Annotated in this window: 17 protein-coding genes; 10 read left to right on the forward strand and 7 right to left on the reverse strand. The window is 37.8% G+C overall.

From position 1 onward, the window contains the following. Positions 1-11: 11 nt before the first annotated feature. Genes P164_RS15080 through hemA form a run of 7 tightly spaced genes read right to left on the reverse strand, consistent with a single transcriptional unit; the run spans position 12 to position 5,742 of the window. Positions 12-542, reverse strand: a complete 531-nt coding sequence (locus tag P164_RS15080; RefSeq protein WP_028377164.1) for a GNAT family N-acetyltransferase — start codon at positions 540-542, stop codon at positions 12-14. Next, positions 539-1,279: an EI24 domain-containing protein gene (locus tag P164_RS15085; RefSeq protein ID WP_028377165.1), complete on the reverse strand. Its 741-nt coding sequence runs from the start codon at positions 1,277-1,279 to the stop codon at positions 539-541. The genes P164_RS15080 and P164_RS15085 overlap by 4 nt, the downstream gene beginning before the upstream one ends. After that, complete coding sequence (locus P164_RS15090) at positions 1,276-1,767, reverse strand: DUF6973 domain-containing protein (protein WP_028377166.1); 492 nt, start codon at positions 1,765-1,767, stop codon at positions 1,276-1,278. The genes P164_RS15085 and P164_RS15090 overlap by 4 nt, the downstream gene beginning before the upstream one ends. Further along, positions 1,764-2,795: a uroporphyrinogen decarboxylase gene (hemE, locus tag P164_RS15095; RefSeq protein WP_028377167.1), complete on the reverse strand. Its 1,032-nt coding sequence runs from the start codon at positions 2,793-2,795 to the stop codon at positions 1,764-1,766. Before hemE ends, P164_RS15090 begins: the two co-directional genes overlap by 4 nt. Positions 2,796-2,831: 36 nt before the next feature. After that, entirely contained in the window at positions 2,832-3,542 is a 711-nt protein-coding gene (locus tag P164_RS15100) for a uroporphyrinogen-III synthase (protein WP_028377168.1), read from the reverse strand. Positions 3,543-3,555: 13 nt separating this feature from the next. Continuing rightward, positions 3,556-4,473 (reverse strand): hydroxymethylbilane synthase, encoded by a 918-nt coding sequence (gene hemC / locus P164_RS15105; RefSeq protein WP_028377169.1) that lies wholly within the window; start codon positions 4,471-4,473, stop codon positions 3,556-3,558. 3 nt (positions 4,474-4,476) lie between these two features. After that, positions 4,477-5,742, reverse strand: coding sequence for a glutamyl-tRNA reductase (gene hemA / locus P164_RS15110; RefSeq protein WP_028377170.1), 1,266 nt, complete (start codon positions 5,740-5,742; stop codon positions 4,477-4,479). Between the two features lie 191 nt (positions 5,743-5,933). Between hemA and P164_RS15115 the strand changes: the two genes are divergently transcribed. The 10 genes from P164_RS15115 (at position 5,934) to P164_RS15160 (ending at position 17,922) form a co-directional block, all read left to right on the forward strand. Further along, entirely contained in the window at positions 5,934-6,821 is an 888-nt protein-coding gene (locus P164_RS15115; RefSeq protein WP_028377171.1) for a helix-turn-helix domain-containing protein, read from the forward strand. A gap of 4 nt (positions 6,822-6,825) precedes the next feature. Then, entirely contained in the window at positions 6,826-7,563 is a 738-nt protein-coding gene (locus P164_RS15120) for a ThuA domain-containing protein (protein WP_028377172.1), read from the forward strand. 89 nt (positions 7,564-7,652) lie between these two features. Beyond that, positions 7,653-8,693 (forward strand): ferrochelatase, encoded by a 1,041-nt coding sequence (gene hemH, locus P164_RS15125; RefSeq protein WP_028377173.1) that lies wholly within the window; start codon positions 7,653-7,655, stop codon positions 8,691-8,693. A gap of 53 nt (positions 8,694-8,746) precedes the next feature. Continuing rightward, positions 8,747-10,087 carry an MATE family efflux transporter gene (locus P164_RS15130; RefSeq protein ID WP_028377174.1) on the forward strand — a complete coding sequence of 447 codons (1,341 nt, stop codon included), beginning with the start codon at positions 8,747-8,749 and terminating at the stop codon, positions 10,085-10,087. 63 nt (positions 10,088-10,150) lie between these two features. After that, on the forward strand, positions 10,151-13,249 hold the full coding sequence (locus P164_RS15135) for a WD40/YVTN/BNR-like repeat-containing protein (protein WP_028377175.1): 3,099 nt from the start codon (positions 10,151-10,153) through the stop codon (positions 13,247-13,249). Positions 13,250-13,381: 132 nt separating this feature from the next. After that, the gene (locus P164_RS15140) at positions 13,382-13,930 is read left to right on the forward strand and encodes a CopD family protein (protein ID WP_028377176.1); all 549 of its coding nucleotides are present in this window, start codon (positions 13,382-13,384) and stop codon (positions 13,928-13,930) included. Positions 13,931-13,958: 28 nt separating this feature from the next. Continuing rightward, a complete protein-coding gene (locus P164_RS15145) occupies positions 13,959-15,422 on the forward strand; it encodes a sensor histidine kinase (protein WP_028377177.1) in 1,464 nt (487 codons plus the stop codon). Positions 15,423-15,440: 18 nt separating this feature from the next. Then, complete coding sequence (locus P164_RS15150; RefSeq protein WP_028377178.1) at positions 15,441-16,223, forward strand: enoyl-CoA hydratase/isomerase family protein; 783 nt, start codon at positions 15,441-15,443, stop codon at positions 16,221-16,223. A gap of 215 nt (positions 16,224-16,438) precedes the next feature. Next, a complete protein-coding gene (locus P164_RS15155) occupies positions 16,439-17,110 on the forward strand; it encodes a DUF2461 domain-containing protein (RefSeq protein ID WP_028377179.1) in 672 nt (223 codons plus the stop codon). A 239-nt stretch (positions 17,111-17,349) separates the two neighbouring features. Next, positions 17,350-17,922 (forward strand): WG repeat-containing protein, encoded by a 573-nt coding sequence (locus P164_RS15160; RefSeq protein WP_051621372.1) that lies wholly within the window; start codon positions 17,350-17,352, stop codon positions 17,920-17,922. Positions 17,923-18,091 lie beyond the last annotated feature (169 nt).

Here is an 18,091-nt window from a genome sequence, read left to right on the forward strand (position 1 = left end):
ACTGTTTATTCTTATTTTTTTAAAATATAAAGCTCCATATCCTGAGCTTCTTTACCTTCTGGTTTAAATTCTTTTTCAAGAGTGCTGTGCCATACAAAGCCGCTGTGTTCTGCGACTGCTATACTCTTTGTATTTGTTTTGTGGGTGATGATTTTAAAGCTTGAAATCTGGTGGTTTAAAAAAGCAAAATCTACAATTTGAGATACTGCTTGTGTTATCCATCCTCTTCCTTGAAACCGCGGACTTAAACAATACGCTAATTCTGCTTCATTATTTTCAAAATCAAGATCTTTTAAGATGACCAATCCTGCTATCTCTGGATGTATAATTGTATGTATAGCAAAGGTAAAATCAGTTTTATTTGCTGCTTCCTTTTCTTTAAGCGCAATATATTTTTTAGTAGCAGAAAGCGAAGTATTCTCACTTAAAGTTATCGGGAAATATTCTTTAAAGGCGTCATTATCTTCCTTTAAAAGAAGGTGTAGCGCTTTAGCATCTTCTGCATTTAATAATGCAATTTCAAATTGAGATTCTTCAGTCATTGGTTTTTTTGATCTAAAAGGGTGAGCGTTGTTTTGCTTGCCGCTGTAACCGAGATGGGCAAAACCAGAAGTATTCCGACGATCGGAATCAAAAGAAAAAGCATAAATACAATACCGTTGCCTATTGCATAACCTCGATTTTGTTTCACAAAAGAAATACTTTCGCGGTAGCGCAAATGCCGTTCCAGCGTATAATCCATATTACCAAAACCTGCGTAATAGGCTTGTATTAAAAATAGCAACAAAGTCGCAATGAAGCCTACAACAGGAATTAAGCTCAACAGCAATAAGGGCAGTGTCATAAGTAATTCCCAACCTAGATTACGCAGGTTTATACGTATACCGCGTATAAGTTGGCTTGCATTTGAAGTATCTCGATGTTGATGAATTCCGGGCTGTAAATAGGCTTCTATTTTCTCAGAAACAGGGCTCATAAAAGGAGCCGAGAATGCCATTATTAAATGTTTGTAGAGAATAAGCCCCAAGGCTATGATTACTAAAGCTCCTATTATGTTGCTAATTGTTGTTACAGTTTCTGCTCCCCAACTCCAGACCCATAAACGAGATATAAAACCACCTATAGTATCAGAAAGTCCCCACGCCGTAATCCCTATTAATAGAGCGGTAACAAAGCTAATTACCATAGGGATTGCAAAGTATTTCCAGAGGTTTAATTTATGAATTAAACTTATAGAATCTTTGTAATCGGCAAGTCCTTTAACTATAGATTTTATCATTCTTCAGAAATGTATACAAGCTGATTTTTCAAATTTACCACCTCTTCCGGCTCACAGATTTGCTGTGCTTCCTGTGCTTTCTTCTTTAATAAAAGTACAATTTCGTCTTCTTTTTTATTAATCAATTCTGCCAGCAATAAGATGCCTACATTGTTATTGTGCAAATCCATCGCGCGTTCTAGCGGTTTATTAACTGCGATATTTTCGTGCGCTGTAGTAACTTTTAGCGCCCAGTTTTTTGCAGTTACTTCATTACCGGTCTTATCATAAACAGCTTTTGCTAATAAGATTGTCCATAATGCATGTCTAAATGCATTTGCAGCATTGCTTTTATGATGTGTATTGCCGTAGTGTCTATTTGCCAGCTGTACTGCCTGTTGCGTTGCCTGCAATGTCAATTTGATATAAAAAGGCTTTGTAATAAATAATTTGACAAGCTTAAAAAGCTGATGGGCATCAAATGATTTTAAGCGCGCCCAGATTTTCATCGTTCGGCTTTATACTCTTTTACAGCTTCAATAAATGCACCTGCATTTTCTAGCGGAATATTCGGTAAAATACCGTGGCCCAGATTAACAATATATTTGTCTTTGCCAAAAGCATCAATCATTTCGGTAACCATACGTTTTATTTCGCTCGGGGGCGAAAACAGGCGTGTGGGATCAAAATTGCCTTGTAAAGTAATGTTTCCTCCGGTTAAATAACGGGCATTACGTGCGCTACACGTCCAATCTATTCCTAATGCCGAAGCGCCACTTTTAGCCATTTCGCCCAGTGCGAACCAGCAGCCTTTACCAAATGCGATTACCGGAATCTCGTCTTTCAAAGCATCTATGATTTGTTGCATATACTGCCAGCTAAATTCTTGATAATCTACAGGAGATAGCATGCCGCCCCAACTGTCAAAAACCTGAACCGCATTAACACCTGCTTTTACCTTTTCTTTTAAATAAAGAATGGTAGTATCTGTAATTTTCTGCAGCAATTCGTGTGCAGCAAGCGGCTGTGTAAAACAAAACTCCTTTGCTATATCAAAATTTTTAGAGCCCTGTCCCTGCACACAGTAGCATAAGATTGTCCATGGGCTACCGGCAAAACCAATTAACGGAATTTCGTCATTCAGTTTTTCTTTAGTCATTTTTATAGCATCCATAACATAACCCAGAGTGTCATTGATATCGGGTACAATCACGCGATCCAGATCTTTTTGAGACCGAATAGGATCTGGCAACCACGGCCCAACACCCGGTTTCATCTCTACGTGAATATTCATTGCCTGCGGAATTACTAAAATATCACTGAATAAGATCGCAGCATCCATACCATAACGGCGTATGGGCTGCACAGTAATTTCACTGGCTAATTCTGGAGTTTGACAACGGGTGAAAAAATCATATTTGGCCTTAATTTCCTGAAATTCGGGTAAATATCTTCCTGCCTGACGCATCATCCATACTGGTGGTCGTTCAACAGTTTCACCTTTTAATGCCTTTAAAAATAAGTCGTTCTTAATCATAAGTTCTAAGTCATCCCGAGTGGGCTCGAGTGGTTATTAGTTAAGTGCTTTTACTGCTCTTGCAATTACACTCTCAATAGTAGTTGCATTTGCAGTGGTATAGTTTGTTGTATGTTTTTTTGCTTCGGTTGCAGTGGTTTCTCCTATGCAAACGGCTAGCGTATTTTCTAATGTATTTTGAGTTATAAAACTCTGAACACCACTTGGACTAAAAAAGAGTGTAGCGTCAAAATGCTGTTTAAAGCTCTTTGTATTTAAACGGGTTTTGTAAACTTCAATCTCTTCAAAATCAACATTATTTTCTTTAAAAATTTGAGGTAATTCTGCTCTTCTGCTTTCACCGCAAAAGAAGATAAATCGCTCATTTTTATAGGTATTCACGATAAAATTTGCCAAATCCTGAGCATTATCTGCAGCATTTATTACGTTGAGGTCATTTTCTAAAAGTATAGCTTCGGTTTTGGGACCTACGCAAAAGCACTTGTAATCTTGCACACCTAACTGTTCTGCCTTTAGAGAAAGGAGCCCTTTAATGTCTGCGGACTCATTGGGTTCTTTAACCATTTTATTCAAAAATGCATTTACGGCATTTTTGCTCGTAAAAATCAAGTTCTCCAGATTACCGGGAAGTTCAAAATTTACATACTCAATTTGTATAGCATCGTATTCAACCACAGAAAAACCAGCTCCCAGAATTAAATTCTTTTGAGAAGGGGTTAATTTTTTTGTGGAGAGTATAGATTTCATTAGAGTAGGGGCGTTACAACTCTTTTTTAATGGACTCCATCAACTCGCGACCACCACTTTCAAGTATTTTGAGTGCGCAAAGAGTTCCAAAGTTTTGACATTCAGAAACCGGAACGCTTTCTTCAATATCCATTTTTTGAGTGCCGTCTAAGCTAAATAAAACTCCTTTAAAATGAATACGCTCTTCTTTAATTTCTGCAAAGGCGCCAATAGGTGCTGTACAGCCGCCTTCTAAAGTTCTTAAAAACTCACGTTCTACATGAGTTGCTAATTCAGAATCTTTATGATTAAGTTGTGCGCAGGCTTCTTTGCAATACGAGTCGTTTTGCATTACTGTAATAACCATTGCGCCTTGTGCCGGTGCCGGTAACATCCAGTCGAGCACGATGTGATTATCAGGCTTTAAGTTTATGCGCTCTAAACCTGCTTTTGCAAAAACAGCACCTACCCAATCGCTGTCAGCAACTTTTTGAAGTCGGGTATTTACGTTTCCGCGTAAATCAACGACCTGATGATGTGGGTATTTATTTAACCACTGGGCTTTACGTCGTAAACTGCCGGTTGCAATAGTAGCATTAGCATCAAAATCTGCAGAATTCTTTCCGTCTTTAAAAACAAAAATATCTTCACTCGCAGCGCGTTCTAAAACAGCTCCCTGAATAATTCCTTTAGGCAATTGTGTAGGCACATCTTTCATAGAGTGAACCGCAATGTCTACGGTACCATTGATCATTGCAACATCAAGAGTTTTTGTAAAAATACCGGTAATACCTAATTCATACAGCGGTTTGTCTAGAATAAGATCGCCGGTAGATTTAACCGATACGAGTTCGGTTTTATAGCCTAGATTTTCTAATTTATGCTGTACAGTATGTGCCTGCCAGAGCGCTAATTCGCTGTCGCGGGTACCTATGCGTATGGTTTTTGCCAAAACTTAGTGATTTTGAAGTTTGAACACTTTTTGAATTAATTCCAAACTCTCGGTGTGTGAAATATCTTCGGTTTTTAAGTGTTTAGCAAACTGAGTAGTAATTTTTTGAATAATGCGCTCGCTGATAATTTCAGCTTGTTCTTCATTAAAGTTTGCAATTTTACGACGTTGATTGTCAATCTCACCATCTTTCATATGGGCAAGTTTCATCTTAAGCGCTTTAATAGTAGGCGCAAACTGGCGTGTAGTCAGCCACTCGTAAAATTCGTCTTGTATTTCTTTATTAATTGCTATTGCCTGCGGCAACTGCTTTTTACGACGATTTAAGGTGTCGTTTGTTATTTTTGAAAGTTGGTCAAGATGCACTAATGTAACGCCTTCAACCTCTTCAACATTTTCATGCACATTTTTAGGAATGCTTAAATCAAGTATAAGCAAAGGTTTTTTAATATACAAAAGCTCTTTAGAAATCGTAGGCTTTTGTGCTCCTGTAGCGACAATTAGAACATCAGCTGTAGCAATTTCAGATTGTATATCTGCATAATCTTTAACAATAAGGTTAAATTTTCCTGCTATTTTTTCGGCTTTGTCTTTGGTGCGGTTTATAAGCGTAATGTTTTCATTGCGCGTATGCTTTACGAGATTTTCACAGGTATTACGCCCTATTTTACCCGTACCAAATAGCAAAATATTCTTTTCTGAAATAAAAGGAACACGAGATAAAATATATTGTACCGAAGCAAAACTTACCGATGTTGCACCACTAGAAATGTTGGTTTCGTTTTTTATACGCTTACTGGCTTGTATTACAGAGTTTACTAAACGCTCCATAAACGGATTAACCAGTTTTAACTTTTTTGCTCTGCGAAAACCATTTTTTAACTGACTGATGATTTCAAAATCACCTAATATCTGACTGTCTAAACCGGTACCCACTTTAAAAAGATGATCTACCGCTTCTTCGTTTTTATAAGAATAAGAAACCTTTTCAAATTCCTGAATCGTTCCCTGCGTATGTTCACAAAGTAATTTTACAAGATCTAGCGGTTCTTGAGCAAAGCCATATAGTTCAGTGCGGTTGCACGTAGAAATAATACTTAGACCTTCTATGCCTTCTTCACGGGCACGTTCTAAAATGCGTTCTTGTACTGCCGTATCTACACTAAAATGACCGCGCGTCTCAGCATCTGCTTTTAAATAGCTTAAGCCAATGGCGAAAAAATCACCGGGATAAGCCGGATAAAAATGTCGTTTGCCGTTTGTATTCATAATATCGCTGGCAAAAGTATTCCGCAGCTTGTTTAAAAAATAACGCTAGACGTATCATTTTTAACGATACCCGAATAAAAAGTAGTTTTTAAGTATAAAATGCTCAAAATGCCCTAATTTAGTGAAGTAATCTAAACCTAAGATTTCCCTTTTGTTTAGAATAAATCTAAATAAAACTCCTTTTTTAGAATATGGAAGCTTTAAAAAATAACGCTCTAGGTTTGTATAGTGAGACCAATATTGAAGATGGTTTTTTTATTTTAAAATTTAATAATGATACTCCTGAAAACCAATTAATAACCCGCGAGGTTGATAGCAGTTATATCCAATTTCACTTTTGTGCAAAAGGTTCTTCCGTTTTTCAATTTAATGAAGGTAATTATAAACTTCCGTTAGGAGAAGAGCACTCTTTATTGTTGTACAATCCGCAGCGGGATTTACCCATAAATCTTGAGATTACCCCAGACAGCTGGGTGATTTCGGTTTTTATATCAATTAAAAAATTTCATTCTCTTTTTTCTCGCGAAGCAGATTTTATCACCTTTTTAAGTGATGAAAACCGAGATCGTAAATACTATAAAGATGGAAATATCTCGCCATCTATGGCGATAGTTTTAAATCAGTTAATGAATTACAATTTGCACCCTTCAATCAAGGCTTTATATTTTAAAGGGAAGGCGTATGAGCTACTAAGCCTGTATTTTAATCGGCCTTCAGAAGCAGATACAGAACAATGTCCGTTTTTGGTTGATGAAGATAATGTCGCAAAAATAAAACGTGCAAAAGATATTATCATCGCGCGTATGGCAGAGCCACCCTCCCTACAAGAACTTGCAGATGAAATTAACTTAAGTATTAATAAACTTAAGGAAGGTTTTAAACAAATCTATGGCGACTCGGTTTACAGCTTTTTGTTTGATTACAAGATGGAAGTCGCTCGGCAATTACTTGCTTCCGGTTCGCATAATGTAAACGAAGTAGGTTTAAAAATAGGGTACAGTACCGCCAGTCATTTTATAGCAGCCTTTAAAAAACAATACGGTACAACGCCTAAAAAATACATTCAATCTCTAAACTAATTTTATGAAAAATCTTTTATTGCTAGTTTTCCTTTCCTCATTGATTTTAAGTTGTAATTCGACTAAAAGTGGTGTTTTTCTGACCAAAAAAAATGTGCTGGTTTTTACAAAAACCAACGGTTTTAGACACGCTTCGATAGAACCCGGAGTTACTGCATTAAAAGAAATAGCTTCAGAAAATCACTGGGCAGTTCAGCACTCTGAAGATTCATTAATATTTAATTCTGAAAATTTAAAAAACTTTGATTTAATAGTTTTTCTAAGCACAACCGGAGATATTCTGGGAGAAGAACAACAGGTAGCTTTTCAGAATTATATGGAAACCGGGGGAAAATTCTTTGGTATTCATGCAGCATCTGATACCGAATATGACTGGCCCTGGTACGGGAAATTTATAGGAGGCTATTTTTTAAGCCATCCTGAAACTCAAAAAGCCCGTATAAAAAAAATAGAGAATCATAAGACGGTTAAAGCATTTCCGGAGTCTTTTGAGCGGGTAGATGAGTGGTACAATTTTAAAAACCTGAATCCAAATGTTCATGTAACGCTAACACTTGACGAGTCTTCTTACAAAGGCGGTAAAAATGGGGAGTACCACCCGCATGCCTGGTTTCATAAGGTAGGGGAAGGTGAAATGTATTACACGGGAGGAGGTCATACTGACGAATCATACACAGAACCTCAATTTAGACAGCATTTAGAAGATGTAATGAAATGGTTAATTAGTTATTCTAACCAATAGAAAACATCAATACACCACCTAACAACCCTTATAGCTTTTTGGTTTTAAAAAGTGGATAAGTCGTAGTTTTGTAAATCAAAAAAAAGAAAATGAAAAAAGGAGTACTTATGGTTAATCTGGGATCACCAGATAGCACAGACCCTAAAGATGTAAAAAAGTACCTTGGGCAATTTTTGATGGATGAACGCGTGATTGATTTTCCCTTGTGGGCACGCACCCTTCTAGTGAAAGGGATTATCCTAAATACACGTCCTAAAAAATCTGCTGAAGCCTATTCTAAAATCTGGTGGGAAAAAGGGTCTCCGCTCATCGTTTTAAGTGAAATGCTTCAGGAGAAAGTCGCTGATAAAGTTGACGTGCCTGTTGTATTAGCTATGCGCTACGGAAGCCCGTCTATGATGCAGGGATTACAGGAACTCAATGATCAGGGTGTTGATGAGGTATTAATACTGCCATTATATCCACAGTTTGCGATGGCGACTACAGAAACTATTTTAGTATTAGCTGAAGAATTGCGCGCAGCGCATTTTCCAAACATGCGATTTTCTGATATTCCGGCGTTTTATAACAAACCCGAATATATTGAAGTGCTTTCGCGTAGCATAGAAGAAAAAATTACAGATCTCGATTATGAGATGCTTGTTTTTAGTTATCATGGGGTTCCTGAGCGACACATACGTAAAAACGACGTTACTAAAAGTCATTGTAAAATAGATGGTTCTTGCTGTAAAACGCCATCTGCGGCACATCAATTTTGCTACCGCCATCAATGTTATGAGACCACACGTCAGGTAGCCGAAAAACTCAACTTAAAAGAAGGAACCTATTTTACCTCGTTTCAATCGCGTTTAGGGTTTGACCCGTGGTTACAGCCGTATACAGACCGCACGATAGAACGTTTTGGTAAAGAAGGTTTAAAGAAAATGGCAATTGTTACACCGGCATTTGTAAGTGACTGTTTAGAGACTTTAGAAGAAATCGCGATGGAAGGGGAAGAGATTTTTCACGAGATGGGTGGTAAAGAATTCACAACCATACCTTGTTTAAATGATCGTGACGACTGGGCGCATGTAGTAGCTACCTGGATAAATGACTGGGCACTCGTAGAACCCTCTAAAGCAATAGCATAATTTAATTCCCTCAATTCTTAATTGGGGGAATTTTCATTTAAATACATACGTTTTTGTTAAAGCCAAACAGATCTGAAGTTTTAGGTACAGAACCCATAAGTACCTTGCTTATAAAACAAGCATTACCGGCTTCAATAGGTATTCTGGTAATGTCGCTTAATATCCTGGTTGACACCATTTTTGTGGGTAACTGGATAGGTAGTATCGCAATTGCCGCTATTAATGTTGTTCTTCCGGTCTCGTTCTTTATAGCCGCTTTAGGAATGGCAATAGGGATAGGCGGCTCTTCAATTATCTCAAGAGCGTTAGGAGCAAACAATAAAGCTAAAGCATTTAAAACCTTCGGAAACCAAATTACCGTAACCGTGTTGCTCACTGTAGGAATGGTTGTTTTGGGGTTGGTTTTTATAAACGAACTTATCCCCGCTTTTGGGGGTAAAGGAGAAATCTTTGAGCCGGCTAAAGTGTATTATCGTATTGTTCTTTATGGCGTTCCGGTATTGGCGCTTTCGATGATGGGCAACAACGTTATTAGAGCAGAGGGGAAGCCCAAATTTGCTATGATTGCAATGATTATCCCTTCATTGGGGAATCTAATCCTCGATTATATTTTAATCAACATGCTAGATATGGGGATGGCTGGTGCAGCCTGGGCAACGACAGCTTCTTATATCTGCTGCTTTTTATACATTGTCTGGTATTTTTTAAGTAACCATTCAGAATTAAAAATAGATATCAGCCATTTTGGCCTCGACTGGCCTATACTTAAGGAGATGTCTGCTTTAGGTTTTGTGACACTAGCGAGACAGGCAGTGGTAAGTGTTACCTATTTGTTGATGAATAATATTCTGTTTGACCTTGGCGGCGAAGCATCTGTTACAGTCTATGGAATAATAGGTCGTATGCTTATGTTTGCTTTGTTTCCTGTGCTTGGGGTAACTCAGGGATTTCTACCTATTGCCGGGTATAACTTTGGAGCAAAAAATTATAACCGCGTACGCGAAAGTATAAAGCTCGCAATAACGTACGCTTGTGGTGTTGCACTTTTAATTTTTGCGCTAATTATGATTTTTCCCGAAGCTATCGTTTCGGTCTTTACACAAGATGCTGCTGTTTTAAGAGATACACCTAATGCTATGCGTTGGGTTTTCGCGGCTGTGCCGGTAATAGGCATTCAGTTAATAGGTTCGGCTTACTATCAGGCGATAGGTAAAGCGATTCCTGCACTCTTACTTACGTTAACCAGGCAGGGTTTTTTCTTTATTCCGCTGGTACTCATCTTGCCTAATTATTTTGGAGAATTGGGCGTGTGGATCTCGTTTCCCATAGCAGACGTGCTATCTACAATCGTCACCGCTTACTTTCTGTGGCGAGAAACACGTACAAAATTGTAGGGCTTCTCGCATGTATTGATGCGATTGCGTATTTTAGTTAGCTACAAACTAAGTTTTAAAAATATGCGATCACTTTTACTCAGGGCTTTTTGCCTAACACTCTTTATTTCAACCTTTGCTACACAGGCTCAAGATATAGATGAATCACTTTACGATGCTTTAGAATATAGACTTATAGGTCCTTTTAGAGGTGGGCGCAGTGCGGCTGTCACCGGTGTTCCTGGTAAGCCTAATTTATTTTATTTTGGCGCAACAGGTGGCGGAGTGTGGCGTACAAAAGACGGCGGTCGTAGCTGGGATAATATTTCAGATGGTTTTTTTGGCGGAAGTATTGGCGCTGTAGAAGTTGCTCCCAGTGATCCTAATATTATTTATGTAGGTGGAGGAGAAAATACGCTACGCGGAAACGTTTCTTCGGGCTACGGAATGTGGAAGACTACAGATGCCGGTAAAACCTGGCAACAAGCTGGGTTACCAAAAAGCAGGCATATTTCAAAAATACGTATTCACCCTACTAACCCAGATGTCGTGTATGCTGCTGTCTTGGGAGATATTTATAAACCTACTCAAGAACGCGGTGTTTATAAATCTACAGATGGCGGCGCAAACTGGGCTAAAGTTCTTTTTGCAAATGAAGACTCGGGAGCAATTGATTTAACTTTCGATCCTAATAATCCGCGTATTTTATATGCTTCAACCTGGCATGCGCGCAGAACACCCTACGATTTTACCAGTGGAGGTGCGGGATCTGCCCTTTGGAAAAGTACAGACAGTGGTTCTACCTGGAAAGAAATATCAGCAAATAAAGGCTTTCCCACAGATACTTTAGGGATTATAGGAGTTGCAGTTTCTCCGGTAAATTCTGAACGGGTTTTTGCTATTGTAGAAAATAAAGAAAAAGGGGGTTTGTATCGTAGTGAAGACGGTGGTGAAAACTGGTCTATGATTAACGACGATCGCAATATTAGACAGCGTGCCTGGTATTACACAAAAGTATATGCAGATACTCAGGATGAGGATGTGGTGTATGTACTTAATGTGAGTTATCACAAAAGTACAGATGGTGGTAAATCATTTGAAAGCAATAATGCACCGCATGGCGATCATCACGATTTATGGATCGCCCCAGAAGATCCTACACGTATGATTATGGGTGATGATGGTGGCGCTCAGGTAACTTATGATGGCGGTGAAACCTGGAGTACCTATCACAATCAACCTACCGCACAATTTTATAGAGTTACGACAGACAATCAGTTTCCATATCATATTTATGCGGCGCAGCAAGACAACTCTACGGTACGTATCCCGCACCGAACAGATGGTTATAGTATAGGAGAAGACGATTGGGATGAGACTGCAGGAGGAGAATCTGCACACATTGCAGTAGATCCTGAAGATGCTGATATTGTTTATGGTGGTAGTTATGATGGGTTTCTAACTCGTGTAAATCATAAAAATAACAGTGTACGCTCTGTTTCGGTTTGGCCAGATAACCCGATGGGGCACGGTGCAGAAGATATGAAATACCGTTTTCAGTGGAATTTCCCGATTATGTTTTCGCGTCACAATCCAGATGTTTTATATACGTATAGCAACAGAGTGCATAAGACCACAAACGAAGGTCAAAGCTGGGAAGTTATTAGCCCAGATTTAACTACAGATGATAAATCAAAACAGAAATCTTCGGGCGGACCAATTACGCAGGATAACACTTCGGTAGAATACTATTGTACCATTTTTGCCGCTAATGAAAGCCCTATAAAAGAGGGCCTCTTATGGACCGGTAGTGATGATGGTTTAGTTCACGTAAGTCGTGACGGCGGTGCAAATTGGGAGAATGTCACGCCTAGAGGAATGCCAGAGTGGATGATGATAAACAGTATTGAACCAAGCTATTTTGAAGAAGGCACGTGCTACATCGCAGGTACTAAATACAAGACCGGAGATTTTGCTCCGTATTTATACAAAACCACAGACTACGGAAAAACCTGGAAAAAAATTACAAACGGCATTGCTGGCGAACACTTTACACGTGTAGTTAGAGAAGATCCTAAGCAGAAAGGATTATTATACGCCGGTACCGAAACCGGAATGTATATTTCATTTGATGCAGGCGCAAACTGGAAACCCTTTCAATTAAACTTGCCTATAGTTCCTATTACAGACTTAGCCCTAAAAGACAATAACCTCATTGTGGCAACACAGGGTAGAAGTCTGTATATCATTGATGACTTGAGTGTTTTACACCAGTTGAATAGTTCTTCAAAAACTGATGCTGTAAAATTATTTAAGCCCAAAGACACTTATAGAATGGATGGCGGAAGTCGTAAAAATGCTAACGACTCGGGAACAAATCACCCTGCAGGAGTAATGACTTATTTTTATTTACCGGAATACGATGCAAAAAAAGACAGTATTACGCTTACCTATTTTGACGCTAAAAATGATACTATTAAATCGTATAACAACAAGGATAAAAAAGATAAGCTTGAAGTAGAAAAAGGAGCTAATCAATTTAACTGGGATATGACTTACAAAGGTGCAGAGCGTCTTGATGGTATGATCTTATGGTGGGCAAGTACCGAAGGACCCAAGCAAATTCCTGGAAACTACACCGTAAAACTAAATGTAAATGGTACAGATTATAGTGCGCCGTACAAAGTAGTTGCCGACCCGCGGAGTGAATCAACTTTAGCAGATATGCAGGCACAATTTGATTTTATAACTGATGTGAATGAAACGGTAGACCACGCACATCAAAGCATTAAGAAAATACGCAACATCAATGATCAGCTGAGTGCTTTTGAGAAGCAGTATAAAGATAACGAAGCAACTAAAGATTTACGAGACAAGTCTAAAAAACTGCGTGAAGATCTTGAAGAGATTGAGAAAGCCTTGTATCAAACTAAAAACCGAAGCGGTCAGGATCCTTTAAATTTTCCGATTAGATTAACAAATAAACTGGCGCATTTAAATTCGTTAGTAAGTATGGGAGACTTTGCACCTACAGATCAGGATATCGCTGTTAAAAATGAACTTACTCAGCAAATAAACACCCAGTTAACGAGGTTTGATAAGCTTGTAAGCGATGAGGTGACTGCCTTTAACGCAGATTTCAATGCGATGCAATTAAATTATTTATTTATACAGGAAGATTAGTTTTTAAAAACATTCTCCTTTAAATGATGGGGAAGTAATTTTGAATAAAATGAGGGGTGGTTCAGTTTAGTTTATAGCTATTTTGATGCTCCCCTTTTTTATTCAACGATATATTAGGTTTATTTTTACCCTATGGAATACTACAATTACCTAAAATCCCTGCATCTTATTTTTATAGTAACCTGGTTTGCGGGACTTTTTTACGTGCCGCGCCTGTTTATGTATCAGATTGAAGCTTCAGAAAAACAAGAGCCAGACCGCAGTATTTTAGGTGATCAACTTGCCTTAATGACTAAGCGCCTTTGGAAGATTATTACCTGGCCTTCGATGATTTTAGCAAGTATTTTTGCATTTGGAATGTTACATATTAGCCCGGGACTTTTAGAGCTTCCGTGGATGCAAATTAAACTGGGGTTTGTGGTTTTACTGTATGCATATCATTTCAAAAATCATCAGATTTATAAGCAGTTGCAAGCCGGTAATTTTAAGTATACCACAAAATTTATGCGCATCTGGAATGAGGGTCCTACACTTATTCTCTTTGCCGTAGTATTTTTAGTAATAACAAAAAGTGCAACCAACTGGATTTGGGGTTTAGCAGGGCTATTAACGCTTGCGATACTTCTTATGCTAGGAATAAAACTATATAAAAGCATACGCGAAAAAAACCCGAACGCCTGACGGCGCGATTTTTGATACCTTCTAACCCATGAAATTTAACAAGCTTTCGTTACGCCTGCGCATCTTTTTTGGGATGGTTTTCCTCATTCTGGGAGCTTCGATTCTCATTGGGATTATTAGTGTTGTACAATACAAAGAGGAAGCAAAAGAATATCACCGCGATCGCTTGTTGCGCAAAGAAGATCAGATTAGAGCAGAGATAGATTACGTTTTGGACCAGACTTCTTATGAGATAACCGCAAATAACCTCCCTAATATTTTAAGATGGCAACAGAACATATACCGCATTGCAGATGTTCACGAGTTGCCTATTAATATCTACGATCTAAAAGGACACCTTTTATTAAAATCTAAAGACGGCTTTGTTTCAGATACCTTAGAAACAGCGCTCACACCTAAAATTCTAGATGGTTTAGCTAATTCTCCCACAAAACGTTGGGTCGAACAATTAGAGATAGACGGTGTAAAATATACCTCGTCATACACCTACATCAACGACAATAAGTTTAAGCCGCTTGCGATAATGAATCTACCCTATATACAGGATGATGATTTTATAACCCGCGAGCTCGATGAGTTTCTGCGTAGACTTGCAGAAGGCTATTTGTTTATGCTGCTTATTGCTACAGCATTATCCTATTTTCTATCGCGTTACATTACACGTAGCTTAAAAACCATAGGTGATAAAATGATTGAGACGCGTCTTGACAAGCGCAATCAGCGTATTGAGATTGACGATGCCAGTGAAGAAATTAACAACCTCGTGCAGTCTTATAACGGGATGATAGACGAACTCGAAAACTCTGCAGCGCAACTTGCACAAAGCGAGCGGGAGGCAGCCTGGCGAGAGATGGCAAAACAGGTAGCACACGAGATTAAAAATCCGTTGACACCTATGCGCTTAACCGTACAAAGTTTTCAACGCAGATTTGATCCTGAAGATCCTGATATTCACAAAAAGTTAGATGAGTACAGCAAAACCTTGATTCAGCAGATAGACACGATGAGTTCTATAGCAGAGGCTTTTTCTAACTTCGCTAAAATGCCTGCGCAGCAAAATGAAACGTTGAATGTGGTTTTTGTAACTAAGCTCGCGCTCGATATTTTTACAGAACCTTATTTGACTTTTGTTTCGGAAGAGGAAGAGATTACCGCAAAATTTGACCGTACCCAGTTGATTCGGGTGATTACAAATCTTGTTAAAAATGCTACTCAGGCGACCGAAGATACTCCAGATCCTAAAATACGGGTTGAGGTAAAGCGGGAAGACGGTATGGTATGTATTTTGGTTTGCGATAATGGTCATGGTATTTCAGAAGATCTTGCAGAAAAAGTTTTTGAACCTAAATTCACCACAAAATCAAGTGGAATGGGACTAGGACTGGCGATGGTTAAAAATATCGTGGAAACCTATAACGGAACCATTACCTTTACTTCTAAATCGGAACGAGGAACTGTTTTTAAAGTGTCTTTTCCGCAGGCAATTGTCTAAAAACTAAATAGTATAATCATGAATTTTGAAAATCTTATTTATGAAGTCGATGATCAATTGGCTATCATAACCATAAACAGACCAAAAAAACTAAACGCACTTAATAAAGAAACCATTCAGGAATTGCACGACGCGTTTGCAGAAGCTGATAGCGATCCTAATATTGGAGTAATCATCTTAACCGGAAGCGGAGAAAAAGCATTTGTTGCCGGCGCAGATATTAGTGAGTTTTCAGATTTTGAAGAAGAGCAAGGCGCTCTTTTAGCACGTAAAGGTCAGAAATTATTATTTGACTTTATCGAAAACCTAAGTACACCGGTAGTTGCTGCAATTAACGGTTTTGCATTAGGTGGCGGTCTAGAATTAGCAATGGCGGCTCACATACGTATCGCCAGTGATAATGCACGAATGGGTCTGCCCGAAACTTCGCTGGGTTTAATACCAGGTTATGGGGGCACACAGCGTTTACCGCAGTTAGTAGGTAAAGGCCGCGCTTTTGAAATGATTATGACTGCCAGTATGATTAATGCAGATCAAGCATTACAATATGGTCTTGTGAATCACGTAACAATGCAAGAAGAGTTAATGTCTCACGCAGAAAAATTAGCGGCTAAGATTTTAGATAACTCCGGCGTTGCGATTGCTACAGCAATAACAGCAGTTAACGCAGGTTTTAAAGCGGGTGTTAACGGTTACGATGTAGAGATTGAAGGTTTTGGTGCTTCTTTTGGTACTGAAGATTTTAAAGAAGGAACTTCAGCATTTTTAGAAAAACGAAAAGCAGAGTTTCCCGGAAAATAAATAGATACGCTAGTCTGAACTTGTCAAAGACTCATAAACAAAAAAACCGCTTTTTAGCGGTTTTTTAATTTTAATAAAGCCCTTATTATCAGCACAAAAAAGTTCTGATATCCCGTAAATCACTTCTGTAAACAAGTATATTTGTTTGGATATAAGGAGTTAGCAACAAGGCTGAAAAAACATCGAGATAAAAATAAAAATTAGGAGTTCATCAAATGATAGATAAAAAAACACTCGGATTTTTAAAAAAATTAACTTCCAATAATTCTAAAGAATGGCTGGACGAAAATAGGTCGGATTATAATTTTGCGAAAGATGATATCTTAAATATGACCCAAACTCTTATCAATTCGGTATCTGAATTTGATTTAGGAATTGCAAAAGCGGACTTAAATCCAAAAAAGTGTATTACAAGACTAAATCGAGACTTGCGATTCTCTAAAGACAAAACACCGTATAAAACGGGCTATTACATTGTGCTGAATCGGAACGGAAAAAACAGTCCTTGTGCTTTCTACTATGTGCATATTGAACCGAATAATTGTTTTGTAGGAGGTGGAGTTTATAATCCGCAATCTTCCGAACTGAAAAAAATAAGAAGTGAAATTAACGCTTCCTTCGACGAATGGAATAAAATTATCAATAACAAAGATTTCCAAACAAAATTTCCAAGTGGAATCCATAATTCTGGAACTCTTGTCAGAAGTCCTAAAGAATTTGAAGATGACAATCCTGCAATCGAATTTCTAAAAATGAAAGGATTTTATACACAGGAACCAATATCGGATAAGGAAATTCAATCGAACCAGATTTCGGAAAAAATCCTTGATTATTTCGTAACAGTTAAACCTTTGGTGGATTATTTAAACGTTGCAATTGAGGAATAGTATGCAAAGCCCAGTTGCTAACAATGTATATAAAAAATAGCGCAAGTCTTTGCTAACACTAAGGCTTGGGCATTTTTGGAAAGTCGCCAAATATTTAAAATTGACGATTTTAAATAAAAAGATAAATAGTAAAATTTAAAAATTCGGCTTGTGTTTAATCCGAAGATTAACAGCTTATTTTCAGCGCTACTTTTCATATACGGAGCCGTTGTGGTGCATTTCTCACTCGAATCAACAAAATGAAAAATTTAATAATTATAATTTTTATTCTATCACTTTTTTCTTGTTCGAAAAGATTCAAACCAGCTACAAATGAGAATGAATATTTTGTATTAACTGAATTAAATACAAAAGACACTTTATTCAGAATTTCAAAAAATGAGTTTTATGAAATGGGAGATGATTTTGCTTTTGTGAATCGAAAAGGAGATACTATAATTTCATCTAAAAAAATATACTTCACATTTAAAGATACTATTACAACATTCGGAATTGTACTTGAAAAAGAAACTTATGATTTAATTGGAATAAATCGGAAAGGAGAAAGAATTTTTGAAGTATATATTTATGACAATGGACCTGATTATATTTCTGAAGGTTTATTCAGAATTAAGAAAAATGGAAAAATTGGTTTTGCGAATGAAAAAGGAGAAATTATAATCAAACCGCAATTTGAATGTGCTTCGAATTTTGAGAATGGAATTGCATCAGTAACTTACGATTGTTATTTGTATTATGACTTGGATGAACATTTACGTTCTGAAAGTGAAAGTTGGTTTGAAATAGATAAAACTGGAAAACGAATTGAATAAAAAAACGACACCACGACAACATATATAATTTATTGCTAGTTCTAGCCTACTTACGAAAATCCTCGCGGATTTTCTATTCGGTTTGTATTTGCTAATTTAGTTGCTGAAACACGCAACGAAATCATACACAAACACGTTGGCAAACATTTGAATGAAAATCGTACCCCGA

This window comes from Leeuwenhoekiella sp. MAR_2009_132, from assembly GCF_000687915.1.
Classification (GTDB): domain Bacteria; phylum Bacteroidota; class Bacteroidia; order Flavobacteriales; family Flavobacteriaceae; genus Leeuwenhoekiella.

Excerpts from the sequence above, each read along its gene's own strand:
- P164_RS15080 (WP_028377164.1), bottom strand. The coding sequence starts at position 542 with ATGACTGAAGAATCTCAATTTGAAATTGCATTATTAAATGCAGAAGAT.
- P164_RS15085 (WP_028377165.1), bottom strand. The coding sequence starts at position 1,279 with ATGATAAAATCTATAGTTAAAGGACTTGCCGATTACAAAGATTCTATA.
- P164_RS15090 (WP_028377166.1), bottom strand. The coding sequence starts at position 1,767 with ATGAAAATCTGGGCGCGCTTAAAATCATTTGATGCCCATCAGCTTTTT.
- hemE (WP_028377167.1), bottom strand. The coding sequence starts at position 2,795 with ATGATTAAGAACGACTTATTTTTAAAGGCATTAAAAGGTGAAACTGTT.
- P164_RS15100 (WP_028377168.1), bottom strand. The coding sequence starts at position 3,542 with ATGAAATCTATACTCTCCACAAAAAAATTAACCCCTTCTCAAAAGAAT.
- hemA (WP_028377170.1), bottom strand. The coding sequence starts at position 5,742 with ATGAATACAAACGGCAAACGACATTTTTATCCGGCTTATCCCGGTGAT.
- P164_RS15115 (WP_028377171.1), top strand. The coding sequence starts at position 5,934 with ATGGAAGCTTTAAAAAATAACGCTCTAGGTTTGTATAGTGAGACCAAT.
- P164_RS15120 (WP_028377172.1), top strand. The coding sequence starts at position 6,826 with ATGAAAAATCTTTTATTGCTAGTTTTCCTTTCCTCATTGATTTTAAGT.
- hemH (WP_028377173.1), top strand. The coding sequence starts at position 7,653 with ATGAAAAAAGGAGTACTTATGGTTAATCTGGGATCACCAGATAGCACA.
- P164_RS15135 (WP_028377175.1), top strand. The coding sequence starts at position 10,151 with ATGCGATCACTTTTACTCAGGGCTTTTTGCCTAACACTCTTTATTTCA.
- P164_RS15140 (WP_028377176.1), top strand. The coding sequence starts at position 13,382 with ATGGAATACTACAATTACCTAAAATCCCTGCATCTTATTTTTATAGTA.
- P164_RS15145 (WP_028377177.1), top strand. The coding sequence starts at position 13,959 with ATGAAATTTAACAAGCTTTCGTTACGCCTGCGCATCTTTTTTGGGATG.
- P164_RS15150 (WP_028377178.1), top strand. The coding sequence starts at position 15,441 with ATGAATTTTGAAAATCTTATTTATGAAGTCGATGATCAATTGGCTATC.
- P164_RS15155 (WP_028377179.1), top strand. The coding sequence starts at position 16,439 with ATGATAGATAAAAAAACACTCGGATTTTTAAAAAAATTAACTTCCAAT.
- P164_RS15160 (WP_051621372.1), top strand. The coding sequence starts at position 17,350 with ATGAAAAATTTAATAATTATAATTTTTATTCTATCACTTTTTTCTTGT.